The sequence below is a fragment of the Romboutsia sp. LXY-2 genome (assembly GCF_056171995.1).
In genome coordinates this window covers 69537-90902 of record NZ_JBKFGI010000002.1, presented here as the reverse complement: position 1 = coordinate 90902, position 21366 = coordinate 69537, and the positions used below count along the sequence as shown (strand labels likewise).

Genomic DNA, 21366 nt, shown 5'->3' with positions numbered 1-21366 from the left:
TAGAACACAAAATTTAATTTATTAAAAACTTACGAGTGAATTTTAAAGATAGTATATCAAAGTAATAACATTACTAAATCCCAAAAGTTGAAGGTAGGGATAAAAAAATAACCATGTGATATAATGAAAAGAAAAAATGTAAAATTATTAATAAACACAGGGGGATAATATGAATAAAAGGGTAAATTCGATCGATATAATTAGGGGACTAGCCATTGCCCTTATGATAGTAGTAAATACACATGGTAGCTGGAAAACAAATTTTTCACAGCTCTCACATGCTCCATGGAATGGCATAACATTAGCTGATTTTGCTTTTCCATTCTTTATAATATCATTGGGAGTAGCAGTGCCAATATCAATAAAGAATAAAATATCTAAAAATAAATCTAACGCATATATAATAGTAGATATAATTAAAAGAAGCATAATACTTTTTTTATTTGGATTATTTTTAAATTATATTTCAAACAAAGATTTAAGTACGATAAGGATAATGGGGGTTCTTCAAAGATTAGGAATAGTATACCTTGCAACTAGCTTAGTATATTTATTACTAGCAAAAATAACAGACAAAACTAAAATGAAAATTCTATGGTTAATTGTACTGTCAACAACAATAATAATAGCTTACTACATAATAGGACTTCCTTTCGGGTTCTCAGAGCAAGGAAACCTGGCAAGTATTGTAGACGCATACATACTAAAAAATCACTTATACACGCCAACCTTTGATCCAGAAGGGCTTCTTACTACTGTAGTTTCTATATCATCTGGATTATTAGGATGCATACTTGGATGTATTATAATAGATAAAAAAATTGAAGAAAATAAGAAATTTACACAAATACTACTATTAGGAATAGTGTGTACATTAGGTGGGCTAATATTTAATAAGTATTTTCCGTTTAACAAAAGATTATGGTCAAGCTCTTTTGTACTTATAACTGCAGGTTCATATGGAATATTGTTATCACTTTTATACTTTATTTGTGATATAAAGCAAAAATACAAAATATTTATGCCTATAATTGCCTTAGGAAGTAGCCCAATATTTATATATATGTTATCAGAGATAATAAATAGGACTAAAATATTATCAAACATTATATTATTTAATGTAGATTCATTTAATTTTATGGTGATATATATGTTAGTGTGGATATTTATAACATCCGCAATGTACTACAAAAAAATATTTATAAAAATATAAGTTATTTTGTGTGAATAATTTATTGATACTGGTAAATTTATGTTGTTTTGATAGTTAATATGATATAATAAATAGTGATTTAACGAAAATAGGGGGATTTTTATGAAAAAAAGTACAAAGCTAGCAACAGCAGGAATGTTATCACTATCTATGGTCATGCCAAACGTAGCATTTGTAGCAGCTGAAACAGTAGAAAATAATAATATTAATATAAATATAGAAAAAAGAAGCATACTATTAGGAGATACATCAAAAGTAAGTATATCTTTTAAAGAAAAACCTAATAGCGACAGTATAACATTAAACTTAATATGCTATGATATGCCTTTAAGCACAGAACTAACATATAATGAATCAACAAAGGCTTATGAAGGAACAATAAACTTCAATAAATCACCAGAATCATTATATGTATGGAGTATAGACAACATAGTAATAAACAGTGTAGACAATCCACAAACTATAACTAAAGAAGACTTAGAAAAAGAAGGTTTAGATTTAAAACAATACGATATAATTCAAGAGTACCTTGTATACAACAATGCAAGCTTAGCTAGCTACATGGAAAAAACAGCAGCTCCAATAAAGAAGTTAGCAGGAGCTGAAAGACAAGATACTGCTATATCAATAAGTAAAGAAGGATGGAGCGGTGGAGCAAATAAAGTAATAATAGTAAATGGATCTGCCATAGCAGATGGTATAACAGCTACACCTTTAGCCAATACTTATGATGCACCTATACTTCTCTCTACAAAAGACTCTATATCTAATGAAACAAAAGAAGAAATAAAGAGACTTAATCCAAGTGAGGTAATAGTAGTAGGTGGAGACAGTGTTATCTCGGAAAGTGTAATTAACCAAGTAAAATCAACTACAAACACGAAAGTGAGACGTCTTGCAGGAAAAGACAGACATGATACATCGCTAAAAATAGCTCAAGAAATAGATGCAAATCATGATATAACAAAAATATACATGGCAAATGGGTATAATGGTGAAGTAGATGCCCTTACAATAGCAGCAAAAGCTGGTAGTGATAAAGAGCCAATAATATTAACTCATAAAGAAGAAATACCTAAAGATACTTATACATGGCTGAAAAGTCAAAAATTAAAAGATGCTTACTTTATAGGAGGAGAAAGTGTAATAGCTACTTCTGTTATACACCAAGCTAATGATATAACATCAAACAGCGCCTACTCAAATAGAGTATATGGATCTGATAGACACGAAACAAATGCAAAGGTTATAGAAAGATTTTATACACAAGATGAGTTAGAGGCTGTATTAGTAGCTAGATCAGATGTTTTGGTAGATGCATTATCTGCAGGACCATTAGCAGCTAAGTTAAATTCACCAATACTAATAACACCAACAACATATGTATCAAAATACCATGAAAATAACCTAAGTAAAAAATCTGCTGGTATTGTATATCAAATTGGTGGAACAATACAATCAAATGTAATGAATGATATAGCATACAAGCTATCAAAACATAACTCTGGTACTGCTACTGTTGTAATAGATGCAGGTCACGGAGGAGCAGATTCAGGAGCAGTTAACCATCTGGATGGTTCGATACAAGAGAAAAATTATACATTAGACGCGGCTCTAGGAGCTAATGAATATCTTAGACAACAAGGAATAAATGTAGTACTTACTAGAGATAGCGATATTACTCAAGATGTTCCAACAAAAGTTAGCATCAGTAATGCTATAAACCCTGACTACTTTGTAAGTATTCACTACAACGCTTACGATAAAGGAAACAATAGCGGAGGAACAGAAGTTTATTACCAAAGTAAAGATGAAAAGGGTGGACCAAGTAAGACATTATCTACAAATATACTAAACAGAGTACTAGAAAAATACTCATTTAGAAATAGAGGCATAAAGATAAGATTAAGAAATGACGGAAAAGATTACTTATATGTAAATAGAGAATCAACTGCTCCAGCAGCATTAGTTGAGTGTGCATTCATTGATAATGCAAGTGATATAAAACAATTAGACACTGAACAAAAAAGAAGAGACATAGGTGTTCAAATAGCTAAGGGGATAGAAGATACTCTAAAGTAACAAGGAGATAAAAAATGGGCAAAAAAATTATTATTGCTCTATCTGCAATACTAGTTCTTTTAGTAGCTGGTTTTGGTCTGAAAGTGTATTTAGACCAAAACTACCTGAAAGAATATGAAAAAGATAAGATTGTAGGTAGTGATAGATATGAGACTATGGTCAATATTAGTGAAGAAGGCTTTACTAGTGCAAAGGAAGCTGTACTTGTTAACTCTAAGTCAATAAGTGATGCTATATGTGCAGTACCTTTTGCAAAGGCAAAAAATATACCTATTTTCTTTACTAGCACTGACGAAATGAATGAAAAGATCCTAGACCAATTAAAAAATCTAGGCGTAGAAAATATATATGCAATAGGAAGAGATAAAGCTATATCTACATATCAAACAAAAATACTTTCAAGAGAAGGATTTTCTGTAGTTAGAATAGGTGGCAAAAATGGATTTGAGACATCTGTATTAGTTGCAGAAGAAATGTCAAAAATAGTAGATATAGAAGATTTAGCATTAGTAAGCATAATGTATGGAATGCCAGATGGTGTTTCTTTATCATCAGCTGCTGCAAAATCAGACATGCCTATTATATTAATGAAAAAAAGCAACAGAAAAGAAGTAATAGAATTTGCTAAGAAGCATAATATTAAGAATACGTACTTTATAGGAAGTGAAGGTCAATTCCCTCAAGTATTTGCAGATATGATGCCAAATACTACAAGAATTAGCGGAAAAGACAGATTTGAAACTAATCTAAATATAATAAAAACTTTCTATAAATCAGATGAAATTAATGAAGTGTATTATACTAAAGGTGGAATAGAAACACATGCTGAGTTTTTAGATACATTATCTTTAGCTCCTATAGCAGCTAAAAATAATATTCCAATATTATTTGCTGAACATAAAGCTGTAACAAAAGAACAATCAGCATTTTTAAAAGATTCAAAAATAGAAAAAATAACTCAAGTTGGTTTTGAATTAACAAGACCGAGACTTATTACAAAAGAAACTTTTAGAATTTTAAACACAATAATAATAACAATCTTAGCTATAATAACTCTAAAGCGAATTCGTTTGACTCAATAACAGATATTGTATTGATAATATGACGAATTTTGAGTATAATATTAAAATAATATTAAAATTAGTCGAACTATGATTTTTTATTAAAATTATAAAAGTGGAGGTAATTATGTCTGAATATATGAGCAATGGTTTTGAGTTTAATTACCCTAAGTATGTAAATGAGATTGACTATAGTATAGTTAAAGGAAAGGCTATATTTGACGCATACCAAAGGTTACTAGATATTTTAGTATCCTTGGTAGGTTTGGTAATAGGTATCCCAATAATAGCTATATTTGGAATTCTTATAAAGTTAGAAGATAATGGACCAATCACTTATAAACAAGAAAGACTAGGAAAAAGCGGAAAAAAGTTTTATATCTATAAATTAAGGTCTATGAGAACTGATGCTGAAAAGTTTGGTGCTCAATGGGCAGAAAAAGATGATCCTAGAATTACTAAAGTAGGTAAATTTATCAGAAAAACAAGAATTGATGAAATTCCACAATTGTTTAACATATTAAAGGGAGATATGAGTATTATAGGACCTAGACCAGAAAGACCATCTTTTACAGTACAATTTAACGAAGAAATACCAGGGTTTGTTAATAGATTAGCTATAAAGCCTGGACTAACTGGATGGGCACAAGTAAATGGGGGATATGATATTACTCCAGAGGAGAAGCTTAAAGCAGATATATACTATATAAAAAATAGGAGTTTCCTGATGGATATGAATATATTGTTTAAAACGATAAAAGTAGTTTTCACAGGAGAAGGCGCAAGATAATTAGTTAATAACAATGTATTCAAATTAATTTTTGGGTATATTGTTTTTTTATGCAGAACTTCTATTCTAATAGGGAGGAAAAATAATGGCAACAAATGATAACTTGGTATCAGTAATTATGCCAGTTTATAATGCAGAGCACTTTTTAGTAGACACATTGGATAGTGCCCTTAGTCAAACTTATGAAAATATAGAAATAATACTTGTAGACGATATGTCTAAAGATAACTCTAGAGAAATAATAACAAAATATGAAGAAAAATATGATAATATAAAGCCAATTTTTTTAACGGAAAATAAGGGTGTAGCAAATGCTAGAAACGTAGGAATAAAAAATGCTAGTGGAAGATATATCGCATTTTTAGATAGCGATGACTTATGGTCAAAAGATAAAATAGAAAAACAAGTTAAATTTATGATTGAAAATAATTATGGGTTTACTTTCACAGGATACCAATATATAAATGAACAAGGTCAAATATTAAGAAATATAGTTAATGCTAGAAAAGAAGTTTCTTATGATGACTTATTAAAGCAAAACTGTATACCTTGTTTAACAGTTGTTATTGACAAGAATATTATAGGTGAGGTTTTTATGCCAACAATTCATCATGAAGACTATGCAACTTGGTTATCTATACTTAAAAAAGGTTATAAAGCATATGGCTTAGATGAAAATTTAGCTTTATATAGAGTAAGAGCGAATTCTTTATCAGGAAATAAATTAAAGTCTGCAATGTGGACTTGGAACATAATTAGGAATATAGAAGAAGTACCATTGCCAAAAGCTATATATTGTTTTACTAATTATGCACTTGTTAACATTAAGAAAAGATTTTTTAACGTAAAATCATAAATAATAAGAGAGGAACTAAAAATGAAATTTAGTATGTTATTACCAACTTTAGGTTCAAGAGAAGAGGAGCTTATAAGATTATTTGATAGTTTAGAAAAACAAACTTATAAGAATTTTGAACTTATAGTAGTTTCACAAGGAAACCATAAAAAAATAGCAGAGATTCTTTCTAATTATAAATTTGAGTATAATCATATACCCATGGATGGTAGAGGGACATCATTAGCAAAAAATACAGGTCTACCTTATGTTAGTGGAGATATACTTGCATTTTCGGATGATGATGGATGGTACGATGAAAATGCTTTAAAGATAGTAAAAGAATATGTGGAAAAATATGACTCAGATGTTCTTAGTTTTAAACATATAGACCCAGATAAACAAGAGTATACGACGGTATATCCAGACAAGATGATTTTAGGATTTGGTAAGAGACGAATATTAAAGCAATTATCTTTAGATATATATATTAATATGAACAAAGTGCCTGTTTATAAAGATGGTTTCGATGAAAGGTTTGGGGTTGGAAAAGAGTACAACTCTGGAGAAGAAAATATATATTTAATGGATATTTATAATAAAGGATATAAGAAAATGGATTATTTTCCTGTGATAGTAGCATATCATCCTAAAAAAGAATGTAATTATCTAGATGAAAAAGCATTTATAGGAAAAGGTCCTGTATTCAAAAGATTATTTGGAAGCAGCATAGGATTACCTATGTTTATAGCATTTGCTATAAAAAAGAAGAGTATGGTAGATAAATTTTCAAATGGACAGTTTTGGAAGGTATACAAAAAAGCTATAGAAGAGTTTAAAAAGTTTGAAGTATAAATGATTATAGAAGGGGAGCCAAATGACTGATGAATAAAAATAAATTTGTTGAATTGTTTAGAAAGATTCTACGATTAAGTGTACAAGCTCTAAATATGATTTACTATTACCCCATATCTATTTTATATAAGAATAAAGATAAGTATAAGGATATGTGGTTGATAAGTGAGAGGGGAAATGAGGCTAAAGATAACGGATATGTGTTCTTTAAGTATTTAAGAGAAACTCATCCAGAGATAAATGCTCATTACCTAATGGATAGTAGCAAAACAACAGATTATAGCAAAGTTAAAGACTTAGGAAATATAATAGAATACGGTAGCTTTGAACACAAAATAGCATTCTTATTATGTGAGAAGGCATTGTGTACTCATATAGGTTTTTTAGAGCCTTGGAGTTATAAATTATACAAACTTATATTAGACAGAAAAAATAAGAAAAAATTTATATTTTTACAACATGGTATAATATTACATGATTTAAGTGATATTCTTAGTAAGAAAGATAGTAAAATAGATTTGTTTATAACAACAACTACGAAAGAGTATGAATCTATATGTGGTGAATCTTACGGATATGAAAAGAATGAAGTTGTACAAACAGGTATCGCTAGACTAGATAATCTATATGATTTCACAACTAAAAATCAAATTGTACTTATGCCAACGTGGAGGAAAGACATAATAAATCCATCATATATAAAACATAAATCAGTGGATGATAGATTGTTTTTAAATTCTCAGTATTTTGAAAGGTATAACTCTTTAATAAACAACAAAAGATTACAGGAAATCTTAGAAAAAAATAATTGTAAATTTATATTCTATCCACACTATGAGATGCAACCATATAGAAAATACTTTAAAACTAGCTGCAAAAATATAACTATAGCTAGTAAAGACGACTACGATGTCCAAGTATTATTGAAAGAATCAAAGTTATTAATAACAGATTACTCAAGTGTTGCTTTTGACTTTGCATATATGCAAAAGCCAATAGTCTACTATCATTTTGATGAGTTAGAGCACTACAAATATGGATACTTTGATTATGAAGTAGATGGGTTTGGAAAAATAATAGGCGAAGAAGAAGAAATGGTTGATGTATTAGAAGAGTATATTAATAACAATTTTGCTGTAGAACCTGTTTTTAAAAAGAGAATAGATTGTACATTTAATCGAAGAGATAATAAAAACTGCCAAAGAAACTTCGAGGCTATAAAATCTATGTAGTTTTAGAGGAGAGTAGGTGAATTAATGAATAGGATAGATAAAAACTATAATAATGTTGCAGGAACTTTACTAGTATTTTTTATTGTAGCGAAATATTATTCAAATAGGTTTTTTGAAGGTGGACCTATTCCTGTTGCAAAAATATGCATGGTTATAACTGGATTGCTAGCGTTGTTTTTGGTATTTAACAATATAAAAAAATACAATATATATCACTTGGGGATGTTCGGATTATTGTGCATACAATTTATATTTACAAGAAGTACTTCTTTAATATATGCATATACACTAGCGCTAGCTCTTTTAAATATAAATATGAAAGATATAATGAAAAATTATATTGTTACAAGTCTATTATTTTTTATAATATCGATAGTACTTAACCTAATAAATATTATGCCTACAGAATATGTAGGTAATAGAAATGACCTTGGATTTGGAAATCCGAATGGAGCATATGTGTCATTTTTTGTAATATATTTAGCTTATCTATATCTTAAATTTAATGAATTAGATAAGAAAGATTTAATACTACTAGTAATATTTCCGATAGTTGTATATGCTGAGACAGAGACTAGAACTGGATTTTTAACAGTAGTATTTGCTTTTGTTCTTACTATAATTTTGAAAAAAATAGATATTACAAAAAAATGGATAAAAATACCTTTAGTGTTGGTGCCAATAATAATATCTAGTGGCAGTGTGTTTATTGCTTATATGTATAGAAATAGTCCGTTGATGAATAAATTATTATCTCATAGACCGTTGTATTGGTATAGGTACCTTACACATGAAGAATATGGATTAAAGCTTATGGGCTATAATGATAATATAAGAGAGATTGTTTTTAAACCCAGATTACCGTTAGACAGCGGTTATATATTAACATTATATACAGCTGGGATTGTTGTGTTTATAGTACTAATGTTATTATATGCTTATGCTATTTACTCATTGTGCAATGATAATAAAAAAGCAGAGGTTATGTTAGTAACTTCTATACTTATATATGCATTTGCAGAAAGTATATTATTAGATTTAGCTGTAAATATAAGTTTTATATTTATACCATATGCTCTTAGTAAATTGTATAAAAAAACACACCATAGAAAATTAAGCAAGTAAAGAGTTAAGTAAGGAGGAAGAAATTATGAATGAGTATTTAGTATCAATAATAACTCCTGTATATAATTCATCTGATTTTATAGAAGAAACTATAAGATCAATTCAAAACCAAACATACAAAACTTGGGAACTTTTATTGGTTGATGATTGCTCTACAGATGATTCAGCATCTATAATAGCAAAGCATCAAGAGGAAGATAACCGAATTAAATATATAAAGATGGAAAAAAACTCTGGGGCGGCTGTAACTAGAAATTATGGTTTAAAAAAAGCTAAAGGTAGATTTGTATCTTTTGTAGATAGTGATGATTTATGGGAGCCTAAAAAATTAGAAACTCAAATTAACTATATGTTAAAAGAAAATATTGGATTTACTTTCACTTCTTATAGATATATGAAAGAAGATGGTACAAAAACTACCAAAGTAGCAAAAGCACCATACAAAATAAATTATGAAGGCTTATTAAGAAATACTATTATAGGATGTTCCACAGTAGTAATTGACAAAGATATAGTTGGAGATTTTGATATGCCTTTAATTAGAAGAGGGCAAGACACTGCGACTTGGCTAAAAATACTTAAAAAAGAAAAGTATGCCTATGGTATAGTAGAACCATTAGTTAATTATAGATTGGTTGATGGGTCTATATCAAGTAATAAGGTAATAGCATTGAAAAGAACATGGAATACCTACAGAAATGTAGAAAAACTAAGCTTAATAAAGAGTGCATATGTGTTTTGTTTTTATGTGTTTAATGCGATAAAGAAGAGAGTATAAGTTTTGTGCAATTCGGAGGGAAAGAGTATGAAAATAGCTGTAGCAGGAACTGGTTATGTGGGATTGGTAACAGGGGTTTGTTTGGCAGAAGCAGGTCATAAAAACGTAGTATGCGTTGATATAGATGAAAAAAAAGTACAAGCTATGAAGTCTGGAAAATCACCAATCTATGAAGAAGATTTAGAAGAACTTATGGTTAAAAACTATAACTTAAATAGATTAGATTATACTACAGACTATAAAAGTGCATACGAGGACGCAGATGTAATTATAATAGCCGTAGGTACTCCGGAAAGAAGTGACGGAAGCCCTAATTTGGATTATATTAAGCAAGTTGCTAAACAAGTTGCACAAAATATTACTAAAGATACATTAATAGTAATAAAATCAACAGTTCCTATAGGAACAAATGATGAGATAGAAGCATATATAAGAAAAAATTTAAAACATAAAGTTAAAATAGAATTAGCATCTAACCCTGAGTTTTTGTCTCAGGGAACTGCAGTAAAAGATACGCTTCAAGCATCTAGAATAGTTATCGGTGTTGAAAGTGAATGGGCAAAAGATATACTAGAAAATATCTACAAGCCATTTAATCAGCCAATAGTAGTAACTAATAGAAATAGTGCAGAGATGATAAAATATGCATCAAATGACTTCTTAGCACTAAAAATATCTTTTATGAATGATATTGCAAATCTTTGTGAAATCGTAGGAGCTAATGTTGAAGATGTGGCTAAAGGTATGAGCTTTGACGATAGAATAGGAAGTAAATTCTTGAAAGCTGGAATAGGTTATGGAGGATCTTGTTTCCCTAAGGATACAAAAGCTCTTCATTGGTTAGCCTCACATAATGGATATGAGTTAAAGACTGTAAAGGCTGCAATAGAAGTAAATGAAAATCAAAAGCTTAAGTTAGCAAGAAAAGCTTCTAACTTAGTAGATAGTTTTAAAGATCTTAAAGTAGCAATCTTGGGACTGACTTTCAAACCAGAAACTGATGACTTAAGAGAAGCTCCTTCTATTCCGAATATTCATTATCTAGTTGAAAGAGGAGCAAATGTAGTAGCATATGATCCTGTAGGAATAGAGAACACTAAAAAAATATTTAAGGATACTATCGAGTACACTGAAAGTATAGATGAAGCCATAGATGGTGCTGATATTTGTTTTATAATGACTGAGTGGAAAGAGATTATAAAATATAATACACAAAATTATAAAGAAAAGATGAATAGAGCTTTAGTATTAGATGGAAGAAATTGTTACAACCCAGAGCATATGAAAAATATAGGGATAGAATATTATTCTATAGGAAGATAAAGAGAAAGGGGATGCTATGAGTACAATTTGTTATTTAGCAGATGCATCAAATCCTCATACTATTAAATGGTGTAATTATTTTAAAGGTAAAGGATACAATATACATGTTATTTCATTGAATGAAGGGCAAATAGATGGTGTAACTGTACACAATTTTAGTTATAATGTAAAAGAACTAAAAAATAAAAGTCCTTTTAAAAAGATGAAGTATATTACGGCTATAGGTGAAATAAAAAAAATCATAAAAGAAATTAAGCCTGATATCTTACATGCTCACTATGCTAGTAGTTATGGTTTAATAGGAAGTATGTTAAATTATCATCCATATGTTATATCAGTATGGGGAACAGATATATATGATTTTCCAAATAGTGGATTTATCCAAAAATCTATAATAAAGCACAATCTAAAAAAAGCTGACTACATATTTTCTACAAGTAAAGATATGGCAAAAGAAACTAATAAATATACAGACAAGAAGATTTATATAACTCCTTTTGGGGTGGATATGGATATATTTAAGCCAATAGAAGATGTAACTAAAGAAAATAATACTTTTGTAATAGGGACTATAAAAACTCTAGAAAAAAAGTATGGTATAGATTATTTAATAAAAGCTTTTAAGCTTGTAAAAGATAGTAATAAAGACAAAGTAATTAAGTTAAAGATAGGTGGTTCAGGAAGTCAAATGGACAACCTTGTTTCTTTAACTAAAGAGCTTAATATACAAGATGATGTTGAATTTTTAGGAAGAATACCATTAGATAAAGTTGCTCATACATTCAATACCTTTGATGTGGCTGTATTCCCTTCACTAAGAGAAAGTTTTGGAGTAGCAGCTATTGAAGCTCAGTCATGTGAGATTCCTGTTATTATAAGTGATGTAGGTGGACATCCAGAAGTAGTACTAGACAATCAAAGTGGAATTGTTGTAAAATGTGAAGATATAAATAATCTTCAAGAGTCTATAATAAAAATTATGGAAAATGAAGATTTAAAACTTGATATGGGAAAAAAAGGTAGAGAGTTCATCGCGAAAAATTATGAAGTGAATTTAAACTTTAATGAAATAGAACAAATATACTTATCTATATTAAACAATAATTAATATAGATAAGTATATTTGACTATCTTACTATTTTAGTTAGGAGAAAGCTTATGTTTAGGAACAAGGTAGAAACTATAATACAAAATCCGAACACTGATGTTTTACAAAAAGCGCACCAAACAATATTAGAGATACTTTTAGTAGTAGATGAGATTTGTAGAGAGAATAATATTACATATTGGCTTGATGCAGGAACTTTATTAGGCGCAATCAGACATGGGGGATTTATTCCATGGGATGATGATTGCGATATTTGTATGCCAAGAAAAGATTATGAAAAGTTTATAAATATTGTAGAAAGCAAGCTTCCAGACGGAATTAAATATGAAAATAAAGATTCTAGAGAATGGAGTCAAGGTGATATAGATATAAAACCATCTTTTGCAAAATTATATTATATAGACCACTTTAAAGGATTTGATAGAGATTCAAAGTTAAATTGTAGAGGAGTATTTGTTGATATATTCCCTATGGATTCTGTTGTTGCTGGAATGTGTACAACAAAGTATGCAAGATTTATGCATACAGTTGCTTATTTTAGAAACGTTAATCCAAAGACTTTGAAAGCGCGCTTTAAGTATGTATTACAAAAAATGAAGATAGAAGATTTATGGATAAATAAGTGTAATAAGCTAGAGGAAAGCGGAAAAGCTACCCATATTATCTATGGAGTAGATACTCCGTTTATGAAGGAAAATTATTTACAGAAGAAAGAAGATATATATCCATTAACAGAAGTTGAGTTTGAAGGATATAAATTCTATGCACCTAATAACTGTCATAATTATCTAACTCAAATGTATGGTGACTATATGCAAGTTCCACCTGAGAGTGAGAGAATTCCTCATGTACTAGACTTAAAACTTTAAAATGAAGGAGCAATAAAAATGTCTAAAACAGCTAAAGCAGCTTTAGGGCTAATGATAGTAACAGTACTATCAAAGGTGCTAGGCTTAGTCAGAGAACAAGTTCTAGCGGCAGCCTATGGGACGGGATTGTATGCAGCAGCATATACTACTGCTAATAATATACCGGTTGTATTATTCTCAGTAATAGCTTCAGCTCTGGCTACTAGCTTGATTCCAATGTACAACAAGCTAAGAGAAGAGTCTGGAGAAAAAAGGGCACTAGAATTTACAAATACTTTAATAAATATAGTATCTATTGCTTGTATTATAATGGCAGGTCTAGGAATAATATTCACTGAGCCTTTGGTAAAATTATTTGCTGCAGGTTATGAAGGAGAGGTACTTGCTACAACTATAAGTTTTGCAAGAATATTGTTAGTGAGTATTGTTTTTGTAGGACTATCATTTATAATGACTAGTTACTTACAAATAAAAAATAGCTTCTTAATACCGGGGTTAATAGGTATACCTTATAGTGTAGTTATTATTATATCTATTTATCTAAGTATTAATCATAGTGTGTATATATTAGTGTACGGAACACTAATAGCCATTATGTGTAAGTTTTTATTCCAAGTACCTTTTGCATACAAAAAAGGATTTAGATACTCATTTAAGATGAATCTTAAAGATCCTGCGATGAAGGAAATACTAGTACTTGTACTTCCTGTTGTAATAGGTGTTGGAGTTAATCAAATAAACTCAATTGTAGATAAGACTCTTGCTTCCACATTAGGAATGAATGTTGTTGCATCTTTTAACTATGCTAATAGATTATATGAGTTTGTACAAGCATTATTTATAACATCTATACTTGCTGTTGTATATCCAAAGCTTTCTAAGTTGATGGTTAAGGATGACACTAAAGCATTTAAAACATCACTTAGAAAAACTATAAATGTGGTAATAACATTATTAGTGCCTGTAGTAGTTGGAGCTTCTGTTTTAGCTATTCCTATAGTTAAGATATTGCTTCAAAGAGGTAAGTTCACATATGAGGATACTGTTATGACTGCAAATATTCTTAAGTTATATACTGTTGGTGTATTAGCCTTTGCAATAAGAGATGTTATGTCTAGAGGATTCTACTCTCTGCAAGATAGTAAAACGCCTATGGTAAATGGTATGATTGCTATTGTGTTTAATATTGTACTTAACTTATTATTTATAAAACCTCTAGGTTACCAAGGGCTTGCTTTAGCAAGTACTATAGCCGCATATATAGGATTAGTATTGTTCTATATAAATTTAAGAAAGAAAATTGGAGATTTTGAACAAAATAAAATCTTTGTAGCATTCTTTAAAGCTTTAGCATCAGCTTTAGTGATGGGGATTGTATCTAAATTTATATTTAATTGGGCAAGTGGCATTTTAGGTACTGGTTTTATAAATGAAGCAATAGCTTTAGGCTCATCGATTGGTGTAGGAGCTCTTATATACTTTATAATGATGTACTTACTAAAATCTGAAGAGCTTATAAGTATAGTAGATATGGTTAAAAGTAAATTTAAAAAATAAATTATAGGTATCTTATGAAATAATAGAATTATTGTTTTGTAAGATACTTTTTTATTTATAAATAACAGATTATGTAAAATTATGTAAAAAAGTAACTAAATATAGTTAAAAATCATATATTTATTAGGAGGTGTAAGAATGCAAATCAAACAAAATTTGGTTAGATCTGAAAAGTATAATATTAAGTGTCCTTATCTTATGGTTCCAGAATATATAACTTTTCATAATACAGATAATTCTGCATCTGCTAAAGACGAAATCAATTATATGATAAGTAATGATAAAGAAGTATCCTTTCATGTAGCTGTTGATGATATAGAAGCAATACAAGGTATTCCATTTGATAGAAACACGTGGAATGCAGGAGATGGCAATGGTAATGGTAACAGAAAGAGTATAAGTGTAGAAATATGTTATAATGCTCTAGGCAAAGATAATCCAAAGTTTAAAAAGGCAGAGGCTAATGCAGTAGAAGTATGTGCTCAACTTCTAAAACAATTTAATCTAGGAGTAGACAAATTAAAACCACATAAACACTGGAGTGGAAAAAATTGTCCAAGTACTACTGACCATCAAGATTTTATAAATAGAGTAAATAGAGAAATTAATAAATCAAGTGATGGCTGGGCTAAATATAGTGATGGATGGTCCTACAAAAAAAATGGTAAATGGTTATATAATTGTTGGAGGAAAATAAGTAATATATGGTATTACTTTAATAATAAAGGATATGCTGTAATTGGATGGAAAAAGAATAATAATAAGTGGTACTACTTTAATCAGGACTGCAAAATGCAAACTGGATGGATTAAAGATAATGACAAATGGTATTATTTAAATAGTGATGGATCTATGGCTATAGGATGGCTTGAGGATAATGGAAAAAAATATTATCTAAATGAGAGTGGAGCAATGGAAAATAATCATGTAGATATAAGTGGAAAAAGATATTCTTTTGCTAAAAGTGGAGAGCTTATCAAGGCTATCAATCTATAGTTTTCTAGAAGAATAGAATCTAGAAATAAGTTAAAGTTTGAATTAGAATAAAGTATTATTTATATAGTGGTGGATCAATGGCAAAAAACACTACAATTGACGGATGGAGAATAAATTCAAGTGGAGTAGGAAGTAAAATAAAGTAAATTTAGATTTATGAAAGATATTGGTATTATATTGCCAATATCTTTTTTTTGTAGTTTATATTTTAATGATGGAATCAAGTCAATAGAATATATTCAAAAAATGAACAAATAATTAGTCGATTTTAGGCAATATTATTGACAATGGGTAGAATTAATATTACTATTAACCTATGTTCAAAAAATGAACTATATAGGAGGTAAAAATGGGAAAATTATATGAAATATTATACTTAATAAATAACAATGAAGAAATAACACAAAGAAAATTAGCAACTCAATCAGGTTTATCCATAGGTGGAGTTAATTCAATAATAAAAAATTTAGAAGCAGAAAAATATATAGAAACAAAAAAAGATAATAAAAAAACAATGTACAGCTTAACTAGTAAAGGCATTAAACTTCTAGAAGAATACATACAAACAGAACAATCAAAAAAAATAAGATTACACCAAAATGATAAAAAAATGGTAAAGCAAGCTGTAATATTAGCAGCAGGAGAGAAAAAAGAGTTTGGTAAACCAATAGCATTTTTAGAATTAAATGAAAAGAAAATAATAGATAGATTTATGGATTTACTAACTGAAAACGGAATAGAAAAAGTAGTAATAGTTACAGGATATGAAAGTTCATACTATGAAGAGTATGCTAAAAATAATAGCAATATTGTACTTGTAAAAAATGATAAATATAAATGGACAGGAACCATGGCATCACTGTCTTTAGTAAAAGAAGAAATTAGTGATGACTTCTTACTTTTAGAAAATGACTTAATCTTTGAAGAAAGAGCAATAAAAGAGCTTCTAGAAAGTAAAGATAGAGACTGTATGATAATAACAAGTGAAAGTGGATCTGGAGATGAAGCTTTAGTAGAAATAAGAGATGGATATGTATACAAAATGTCTAAAGACATACATCAATTTAATAAGATTGATGGAGAGATGATCGGCTTAAGTAAAATATCTTATGAAGTATTTAATAAGATGTTAGAAGAATTTGAAGACAACAAAAATCCTTACTTAAACTATGAATATGCTCTTCTGGATATTGGAAGAGAATACAAAATAGGATATACAAAAATAGATGATTTAGTATGGTCAGAAATAGATACAATGAAACACCATGAAAAAGTAGTTAAGCATATTTACAGTAAGCTTGTAAGAAAAGAGCAAGAAATAAAGATAAATAATATAAAGGACAAGCTTGTTGAGATACTAGATATATGTGAAGAAGATATAAAGGAGATAGTTCCAGCTGGAGGAATGACAAACAAAAACTATAAGATTAATATTCAAGATGAATACTATATCTTAAGAATGCCAGGTGTTGGAACCGAGCAAATGATAAGTAGAGATAATGAAAAGTATAACAGTAGGCTAGCAAATATTCTTGGTTTAGATACTGACATACTATACTGTGATGCAGAAAGTGGAATTAAGATAAGTAGGTTAATAGAAAATGCAGAAACTATCAATCAAAGTACTGCAAAAAGAGATGAAAATATGAAGCTAACTACTGAAATACTTAGAAAACTTCATAACTCATGTATAGATTTTGAAAATGAATTTAATGTATTTAGAGAAATAGAAAAATATGAAAAGTTATTAGAAGAAGCAAAAGGTAAAAACTTTGAGGATTATGAAATAGTTAAAGATCAAGTATTAGATTTAAATGAAATGTTAGATTCTTTAGGTAGAGAGCTGAAGTCTTGTCACAATGATACTGTGCCAGAAAACTTTATAAAAGGAAACGATAGAATTTATTTAATTGACTGGGAGTATTCAGGAATGAATGATCCAATGTGGGATTTGGCGGCCCATATTATAGAATGTGATTTTAGTAAAGATGAAGAAGAATTATTCTTACACTATTATTTTGGTGAAAATGTATCTGTTGAAGAAAGATACAAAAAGAAGATACTTATATATAAAATATGCCAAGACTTCTTATGGAGTATATGGACTAATTTAAAAGAAGCAAAAGGTGATGATTTTGGTAGTTACGGAATAGATAGATACAATAGAGCAAAAGAGAATCTTCTAAAGCTAAAAAACTATGACAAAAATATGGATATAGCAAACTAAAATACTGGAGGGGTAGGATGAGTAATGTTAATAAATTAAACTTTTCTACTACAGCTCAAAATAATGGAACTGTAGGAGTAACATCGGGTATATTATCGGGAGTATTATGGGGATTAGATACTGCAATAACGGGTTTAATACTTGGTAAATCACCATTTATAGATACATCACAAGCTATACTTATTGCACCAATTGTTAGTGCATTTTTACATGATACTTTTTCAAGTATATGGATGGTATTATTCTCTTTAATAAAAGGAGAGTTAGTAAAGACTATAAAATTATTAAAAACTAGAAGTGGTAAGTTTGTATGTGTTGCAGCAATATTTGGAGGTCCTATAGGTATGGCTGCATATCTAATGGCTATCAACTATATTGGTGCAGGATACACTGCTAGTATATCTGCAATATATCCAGCTATGGGAGCCTTCTTTGCATATATATTTTTGAAAGAAAAGTTAAGCAAAACTGGTTGGTTAGGATTATGTCTGAGTATATTATCAGTAATAATAATTGGATACACTCCAAACAGTGGAAATCCTACAAACTTCTTAATAGGATTTGGATGTGCCTTAGTCTGTGTATTAGGATGGTCTCTTGAAAGTGTAATTTGTGCATATGGTATGAAAGATGATGAAGTAAGCCCAACACAAGCTTTACAAATAAGACAGTTAGTATCTGCTCTAACATACGGTATAATAATAGTACCTTTTGTAGGAGGTTTGGGATTAACAAAAGTAGCAGTTACTTCAGATTTACTGGTATTAATAGTAGGTGTAGCGTTAGTAGGAACTTTATCATACATCTTCTACTATAATGCCATAGATAAAATAGGTCCAGTTAAGGCAACAGGTCTTAATATTACTTATTCAATATGGGCAATAGTATTTGATGTAATATTATTAGGAGGAACATTTACTCCAAAGTTAATACTTTGTAGTATACTAATAATTATAGGATCAGTAATGGTGTCTAAAAATTAAAGATGAAGGGACGAAACAGATGAGAGCAATACTTTTAGCTGCTGGCATGGGAACAAGATTAAGACCATTAACTTTAGATACTCCAAAATCATTGGTTGAAGTTGATGGAAACAAAATGCTAGAAAGACAAATACAGTTTTTAAGAGAAAAAGGAATAGAAGAGATAATAGTAGTAACTGGTTATCTAAAAGAAAAATTTGATTATCTTAAAGAAAAGTATAATGTTAAGCTAGTTCATAATGATAAATATGATGTTTACAATAATATTTATACTATGTATTTAGTTAAGGATTATTTAGCAGGAAGTTATGTTATTGATGCAGATGTATATTTACACAATAACTTTATAGATGATAAGGTTAAAAAATCCACTTACTTTAGTGGATATAAAGAAGATTTTAAAGGTGAGTGGATAATAGAGTCTGATGAAAATGATAAAGTATATAATATATTTGTAGGAGATGACCAAGGGTATATTCTTTGCGGTGTTTCATACTGGTCAGAAGAAGATGGTAACACTATAGTCAAAAAACTAGAAGAAGCAATCCAAAGTGAGTCTTTTGAGAATCTATACTGGGATGATATAGTTAAAGAGAATTTAAAAGACTTAGATGTTTATATAAGAAAAATAAATTCTGATGATTGCTTTGAAATAGATTCACTAAGTGATTTAGAGAAGGTAAATAAGTATTTAGAAAAGATTAAATTATAGAAAATAAAAAGAATAAGTGAATTCACTTATTCTTTTTATTTTCTATAATTTAACAGATTTAATATTGTTGAGTTTAAAATTCATTTTATCCTATATAAAAAATATGATTAGTAGTCTAAATTTAATGATAAATGTTGTAAAATATATGTTTTTGTAGAATTTTATTTCATTTTATATTAAAATAGATACGGTTAATATTATATATTATGTAAAATTTAGGTAGGGGTAATTTGAAGTATGAAAAAAAACAAAGTAAGAAGTAAAAATTTATTAGTTGTAGCAGTGTTAATTATTGCTATAAATGTAGGTCTGGTCCAATCATATGCGGCAAGCAAAATAACATATGTAAATGGAACACTATTAGTTAACAAGCAGTTTGCGCTACCAAAAAACTATAATCCAGGGGAGAATAGGGAAGCTAGAAATGCTTTTGAAAATATGAAAAAAGATGCAGCTAAGAGCAACATATATTTAACTATATTTAGTGGGTTTAGATCTTATTCATATCAACACAATTTATATTGGAATTATGTTAAAAGGGATGGTCAAGAAAAGGCAGATAAATACTCTGCTAGGCCAGGTCACAGTGAACATCAAACAGGACTTGCTTTTGATATTGGTGGAAAAAATTCTAGCTTATGGGGTTCTCAAAAATTTGCAAACACAGCTGAAGGGAAATGGCTAAAATATAATGCTCACAAATATGGATTTATCTTAAGGTACGATAAAGGCAAAGAACATATAACTGGATATATATTTGAGCCTTGGCACTTTAGGTATGTAGGTAAAGATTTAGCTAAAAAAATATATGACTCAGGGTTATCTTTAGAAGAATACTTAGGAGTATATAAAAATGGATGGCAAAAATCTAACGATAACTGGTATTACTATGAAAATAATAAGTATGTAGTAGGATGGAAAAAAATATCGAATAAATGGTATTATTTTGAACAAAATGGCTTAATGGTAACAGGCTGGAAAAAGGTTAATAATAAGTGGTACTATTTACTATCATCAGGAGAAATGGCTACAGGCTGGAAAATGGTTGACAATAAGTGGTATTACTTAAATGCATCAGGAGATATGTCAACAGGTTGGAAAAAGCTTAATGACAAGTGGTATTACTTAAATGCATCAGGAGATATGGCGACAGGATGGAAAAAGGTTGATAACAAGTGGTACTATTTATTATCATCAGGCGAAATGGCAACAGGCTGGAAAAAGGTTGATAACAAGTGGTATTACTTAAATTCGTCAGGAGATATGGTAACAGGATGGAAAAAACTTGATAATAAGTGGTATTATTTAAATCCATTAGGGGATATGGCAATAGGATGGAAAAAGGTTGATAACAAGTGGTATTACTTGTATTCTAATGGTGAGATGGCTGTTGATACTATAATAGATGGTTGGCAAATTGACTCTAGTGGTGTTGGCACAGAAATAGTTATAGAACCTGAACCTGAACCAGAGCCAGAACCAAGTCCAGAGCCAAGCCCAGAACCAAACCCAAATCCGGAACCAAATCCAAATCCTGAACCAGAACCAAACCCAGATATTGTGGAGTAATACAAAATCATTTGGCAGTGTTAAATTATAAATATCAGGCGTAATAATGCA

General features: G+C 29.3%; 19 protein-coding genes. All 19 read left to right on the top strand.

Annotated features, from left to right (window positions below):
* Window positions 1–169 precede the first annotated feature (169 nt).
* The 19 genes from ACI48P_RS05500 to ACI48P_RS05410 all read left to right on the top strand — a co-directional run bounded on the left by ACI48P_RS05500 (window position 170) and on the right by ACI48P_RS05410 (window position 21315).
* Window positions 170–1213 (top strand): acyltransferase family protein, encoded by a 1044-nt coding sequence (locus ACI48P_RS05500; RefSeq protein WP_475214327.1) that lies wholly within the window; start codon window positions 170–172, stop codon window positions 1211–1213.
* 102 nt (window positions 1214–1315) lie between these two features.
* Entirely contained in the window at window positions 1316–3295 is a 1980-nt protein-coding gene (locus ACI48P_RS05495) for a cell wall-binding repeat-containing protein (RefSeq protein WP_475214325.1), read from the top strand.
* 14 nt (window positions 3296–3309) lie between these two features.
* Window positions 3310–4377, top strand: coding sequence for a cell wall-binding repeat-containing protein (locus ACI48P_RS05490; protein ID WP_475214323.1), 1068 nt, complete (start codon window positions 3310–3312; stop codon window positions 4375–4377).
* 106 nt (window positions 4378–4483) lie between these two features.
* Entirely contained in the window at window positions 4484–5146 is a 663-nt protein-coding gene (locus ACI48P_RS05485) for a sugar transferase (RefSeq protein ID WP_475214322.1), read from the top strand.
* 85 nt (window positions 5147–5231) lie between these two features.
* Entirely contained in the window at window positions 5232–6002 is a 771-nt protein-coding gene (locus ACI48P_RS05480) for a glycosyltransferase family 2 protein (RefSeq protein ID WP_475214320.1), read from the top strand.
* A 21-nt stretch (window positions 6003–6023) separates the two neighbouring features.
* Window positions 6024–6836, top strand: coding sequence for a glycosyltransferase family A protein (locus tag ACI48P_RS05475; RefSeq protein WP_475214318.1), 813 nt, complete (start codon window positions 6024–6026; stop codon window positions 6834–6836).
* 29 nt (window positions 6837–6865) lie between these two features.
* On the top strand, window positions 6866–8068 hold the full coding sequence (locus ACI48P_RS05470) for a CDP-glycerol glycerophosphotransferase family protein (protein WP_475214316.1): 1203 nt from the start codon (window positions 6866–6868) through the stop codon (window positions 8066–8068).
* A gap of 24 nt (window positions 8069–8092) precedes the next feature.
* Window positions 8093–9193, top strand: a complete 1101-nt coding sequence (locus ACI48P_RS05465) for a hypothetical protein (protein WP_475214314.1) — start codon at window positions 8093–8095, stop codon at window positions 9191–9193.
* 25 nt (window positions 9194–9218) lie between these two features.
* Window positions 9219–9971 carry a glycosyltransferase family 2 protein gene (locus ACI48P_RS05460; RefSeq protein WP_475214312.1) on the top strand — a complete coding sequence of 251 codons (753 nt, stop codon included), beginning with the start codon at window positions 9219–9221 and terminating at the stop codon, window positions 9969–9971.
* Between the two features lie 27 nt (window positions 9972–9998).
* Window positions 9999–11294 carry a UDP-glucose dehydrogenase family protein gene (locus tag ACI48P_RS05455; protein ID WP_475214310.1) on the top strand — a complete coding sequence of 432 codons (1296 nt, stop codon included), beginning with the start codon at window positions 9999–10001 and terminating at the stop codon, window positions 11292–11294.
* A gap of 16 nt (window positions 11295–11310) precedes the next feature.
* Entirely contained in the window at window positions 11311–12402 is a 1092-nt protein-coding gene (locus ACI48P_RS05450; protein WP_475214309.1) for a glycosyltransferase, read from the top strand.
* Between the two features lie 50 nt (window positions 12403–12452).
* Complete coding sequence (locus tag ACI48P_RS05445; protein WP_475214307.1) at window positions 12453–13271, top strand: LicD family protein; 819 nt, start codon at window positions 12453–12455, stop codon at window positions 13269–13271.
* A gap of 18 nt (window positions 13272–13289) precedes the next feature.
* Entirely contained in the window at window positions 13290–14828 is a 1539-nt protein-coding gene (gene murJ, locus ACI48P_RS05440; RefSeq protein WP_475214305.1) for a murein biosynthesis integral membrane protein MurJ, read from the top strand.
* 138 nt (window positions 14829–14966) lie between these two features.
* Window positions 14967–15824, top strand: coding sequence for an N-acetylmuramoyl-L-alanine amidase (locus ACI48P_RS05435; RefSeq protein WP_475214303.1), 858 nt, complete (start codon window positions 14967–14969; stop codon window positions 15822–15824).
* A gap of 41 nt (window positions 15825–15865) precedes the next feature.
* Window positions 15866–15970, top strand: coding sequence for a hypothetical protein (locus tag ACI48P_RS05430; protein WP_475214392.1), 105 nt, complete (start codon window positions 15866–15868; stop codon window positions 15968–15970).
* Window positions 15971–16173: 203 nt separating this feature from the next.
* The gene (locus ACI48P_RS05425) at window positions 16174–18051 is read left to right on the top strand and encodes an NTP transferase domain-containing protein (protein ID WP_475214302.1); all 1878 of its coding nucleotides are present in this window, start codon (window positions 16174–16176) and stop codon (window positions 18049–18051) included.
* 17 nt (window positions 18052–18068) lie between these two features.
* Window positions 18069–19034 (top strand): DMT family transporter, encoded by a 966-nt coding sequence (locus tag ACI48P_RS05420; protein ID WP_475214300.1) that lies wholly within the window; start codon window positions 18069–18071, stop codon window positions 19032–19034.
* A gap of 19 nt (window positions 19035–19053) precedes the next feature.
* Window positions 19054–19746 (top strand): sugar phosphate nucleotidyltransferase, encoded by a 693-nt coding sequence (locus ACI48P_RS05415; RefSeq protein ID WP_475214298.1) that lies wholly within the window; start codon window positions 19054–19056, stop codon window positions 19744–19746.
* Between the two features lie 237 nt (window positions 19747–19983).
* The gene (locus ACI48P_RS05410; RefSeq protein WP_475214296.1) at window positions 19984–21315 is read left to right on the top strand and encodes a M15 family metallopeptidase; all 1332 of its coding nucleotides are present in this window, start codon (window positions 19984–19986) and stop codon (window positions 21313–21315) included.
* Window positions 21316–21366 lie beyond the last annotated feature (51 nt).

Excerpts from the sequence above, each read along its gene's own strand:
- ACI48P_RS05485 (WP_475214322.1), top strand. The coding sequence starts at position 4,484 with ATGTCTGAATATATGAGCAATGGTTTTGAGTTTAATTACCCTAAGTAT.
- ACI48P_RS05450 (WP_475214309.1), top strand. The coding sequence starts at position 11,311 with ATGAGTACAATTTGTTATTTAGCAGATGCATCAAATCCTCATACTATT.
- ACI48P_RS05470 (WP_475214316.1), top strand. The coding sequence starts at position 6,866 with ATGAATAAAAATAAATTTGTTGAATTGTTTAGAAAGATTCTACGATTA.
- ACI48P_RS05460 (WP_475214312.1), top strand. The coding sequence starts at position 9,219 with ATGAATGAGTATTTAGTATCAATAATAACTCCTGTATATAATTCATCT.
- ACI48P_RS05465 (WP_475214314.1), top strand. The coding sequence starts at position 8,093 with ATGAATAGGATAGATAAAAACTATAATAATGTTGCAGGAACTTTACTA.
- ACI48P_RS05425 (WP_475214302.1), top strand. The coding sequence starts at position 16,174 with ATGGGAAAATTATATGAAATATTATACTTAATAAATAACAATGAAGAA.
- ACI48P_RS05435 (WP_475214303.1), top strand. The coding sequence starts at position 14,967 with ATGCAAATCAAACAAAATTTGGTTAGATCTGAAAAGTATAATATTAAG.
- ACI48P_RS05500 (WP_475214327.1), top strand. The coding sequence starts at position 170 with ATGAATAAAAGGGTAAATTCGATCGATATAATTAGGGGACTAGCCATT.
- ACI48P_RS05445 (WP_475214307.1), top strand. The coding sequence starts at position 12,453 with ATGTTTAGGAACAAGGTAGAAACTATAATACAAAATCCGAACACTGAT.
- ACI48P_RS05475 (WP_475214318.1), top strand. The coding sequence starts at position 6,024 with ATGAAATTTAGTATGTTATTACCAACTTTAGGTTCAAGAGAAGAGGAG.
- ACI48P_RS05495 (WP_475214325.1), top strand. The coding sequence starts at position 1,316 with ATGAAAAAAAGTACAAAGCTAGCAACAGCAGGAATGTTATCACTATCT.
- ACI48P_RS05490 (WP_475214323.1), top strand. The coding sequence starts at position 3,310 with ATGGGCAAAAAAATTATTATTGCTCTATCTGCAATACTAGTTCTTTTA.
- ACI48P_RS05410 (WP_475214296.1), top strand. The coding sequence starts at position 19,984 with ATGAAAAAAAACAAAGTAAGAAGTAAAAATTTATTAGTTGTAGCAGTG.
- murJ (WP_475214305.1), top strand. The coding sequence starts at position 13,290 with ATGTCTAAAACAGCTAAAGCAGCTTTAGGGCTAATGATAGTAACAGTA.
- ACI48P_RS05455 (WP_475214310.1), top strand. The coding sequence starts at position 9,999 with ATGAAAATAGCTGTAGCAGGAACTGGTTATGTGGGATTGGTAACAGGG.
- ACI48P_RS05480 (WP_475214320.1), top strand. The coding sequence starts at position 5,232 with ATGGCAACAAATGATAACTTGGTATCAGTAATTATGCCAGTTTATAAT.
- ACI48P_RS05415 (WP_475214298.1), top strand. The coding sequence starts at position 19,054 with ATGAGAGCAATACTTTTAGCTGCTGGCATGGGAACAAGATTAAGACCA.
- ACI48P_RS05420 (WP_475214300.1), top strand. The coding sequence starts at position 18,069 with ATGAGTAATGTTAATAAATTAAACTTTTCTACTACAGCTCAAAATAAT.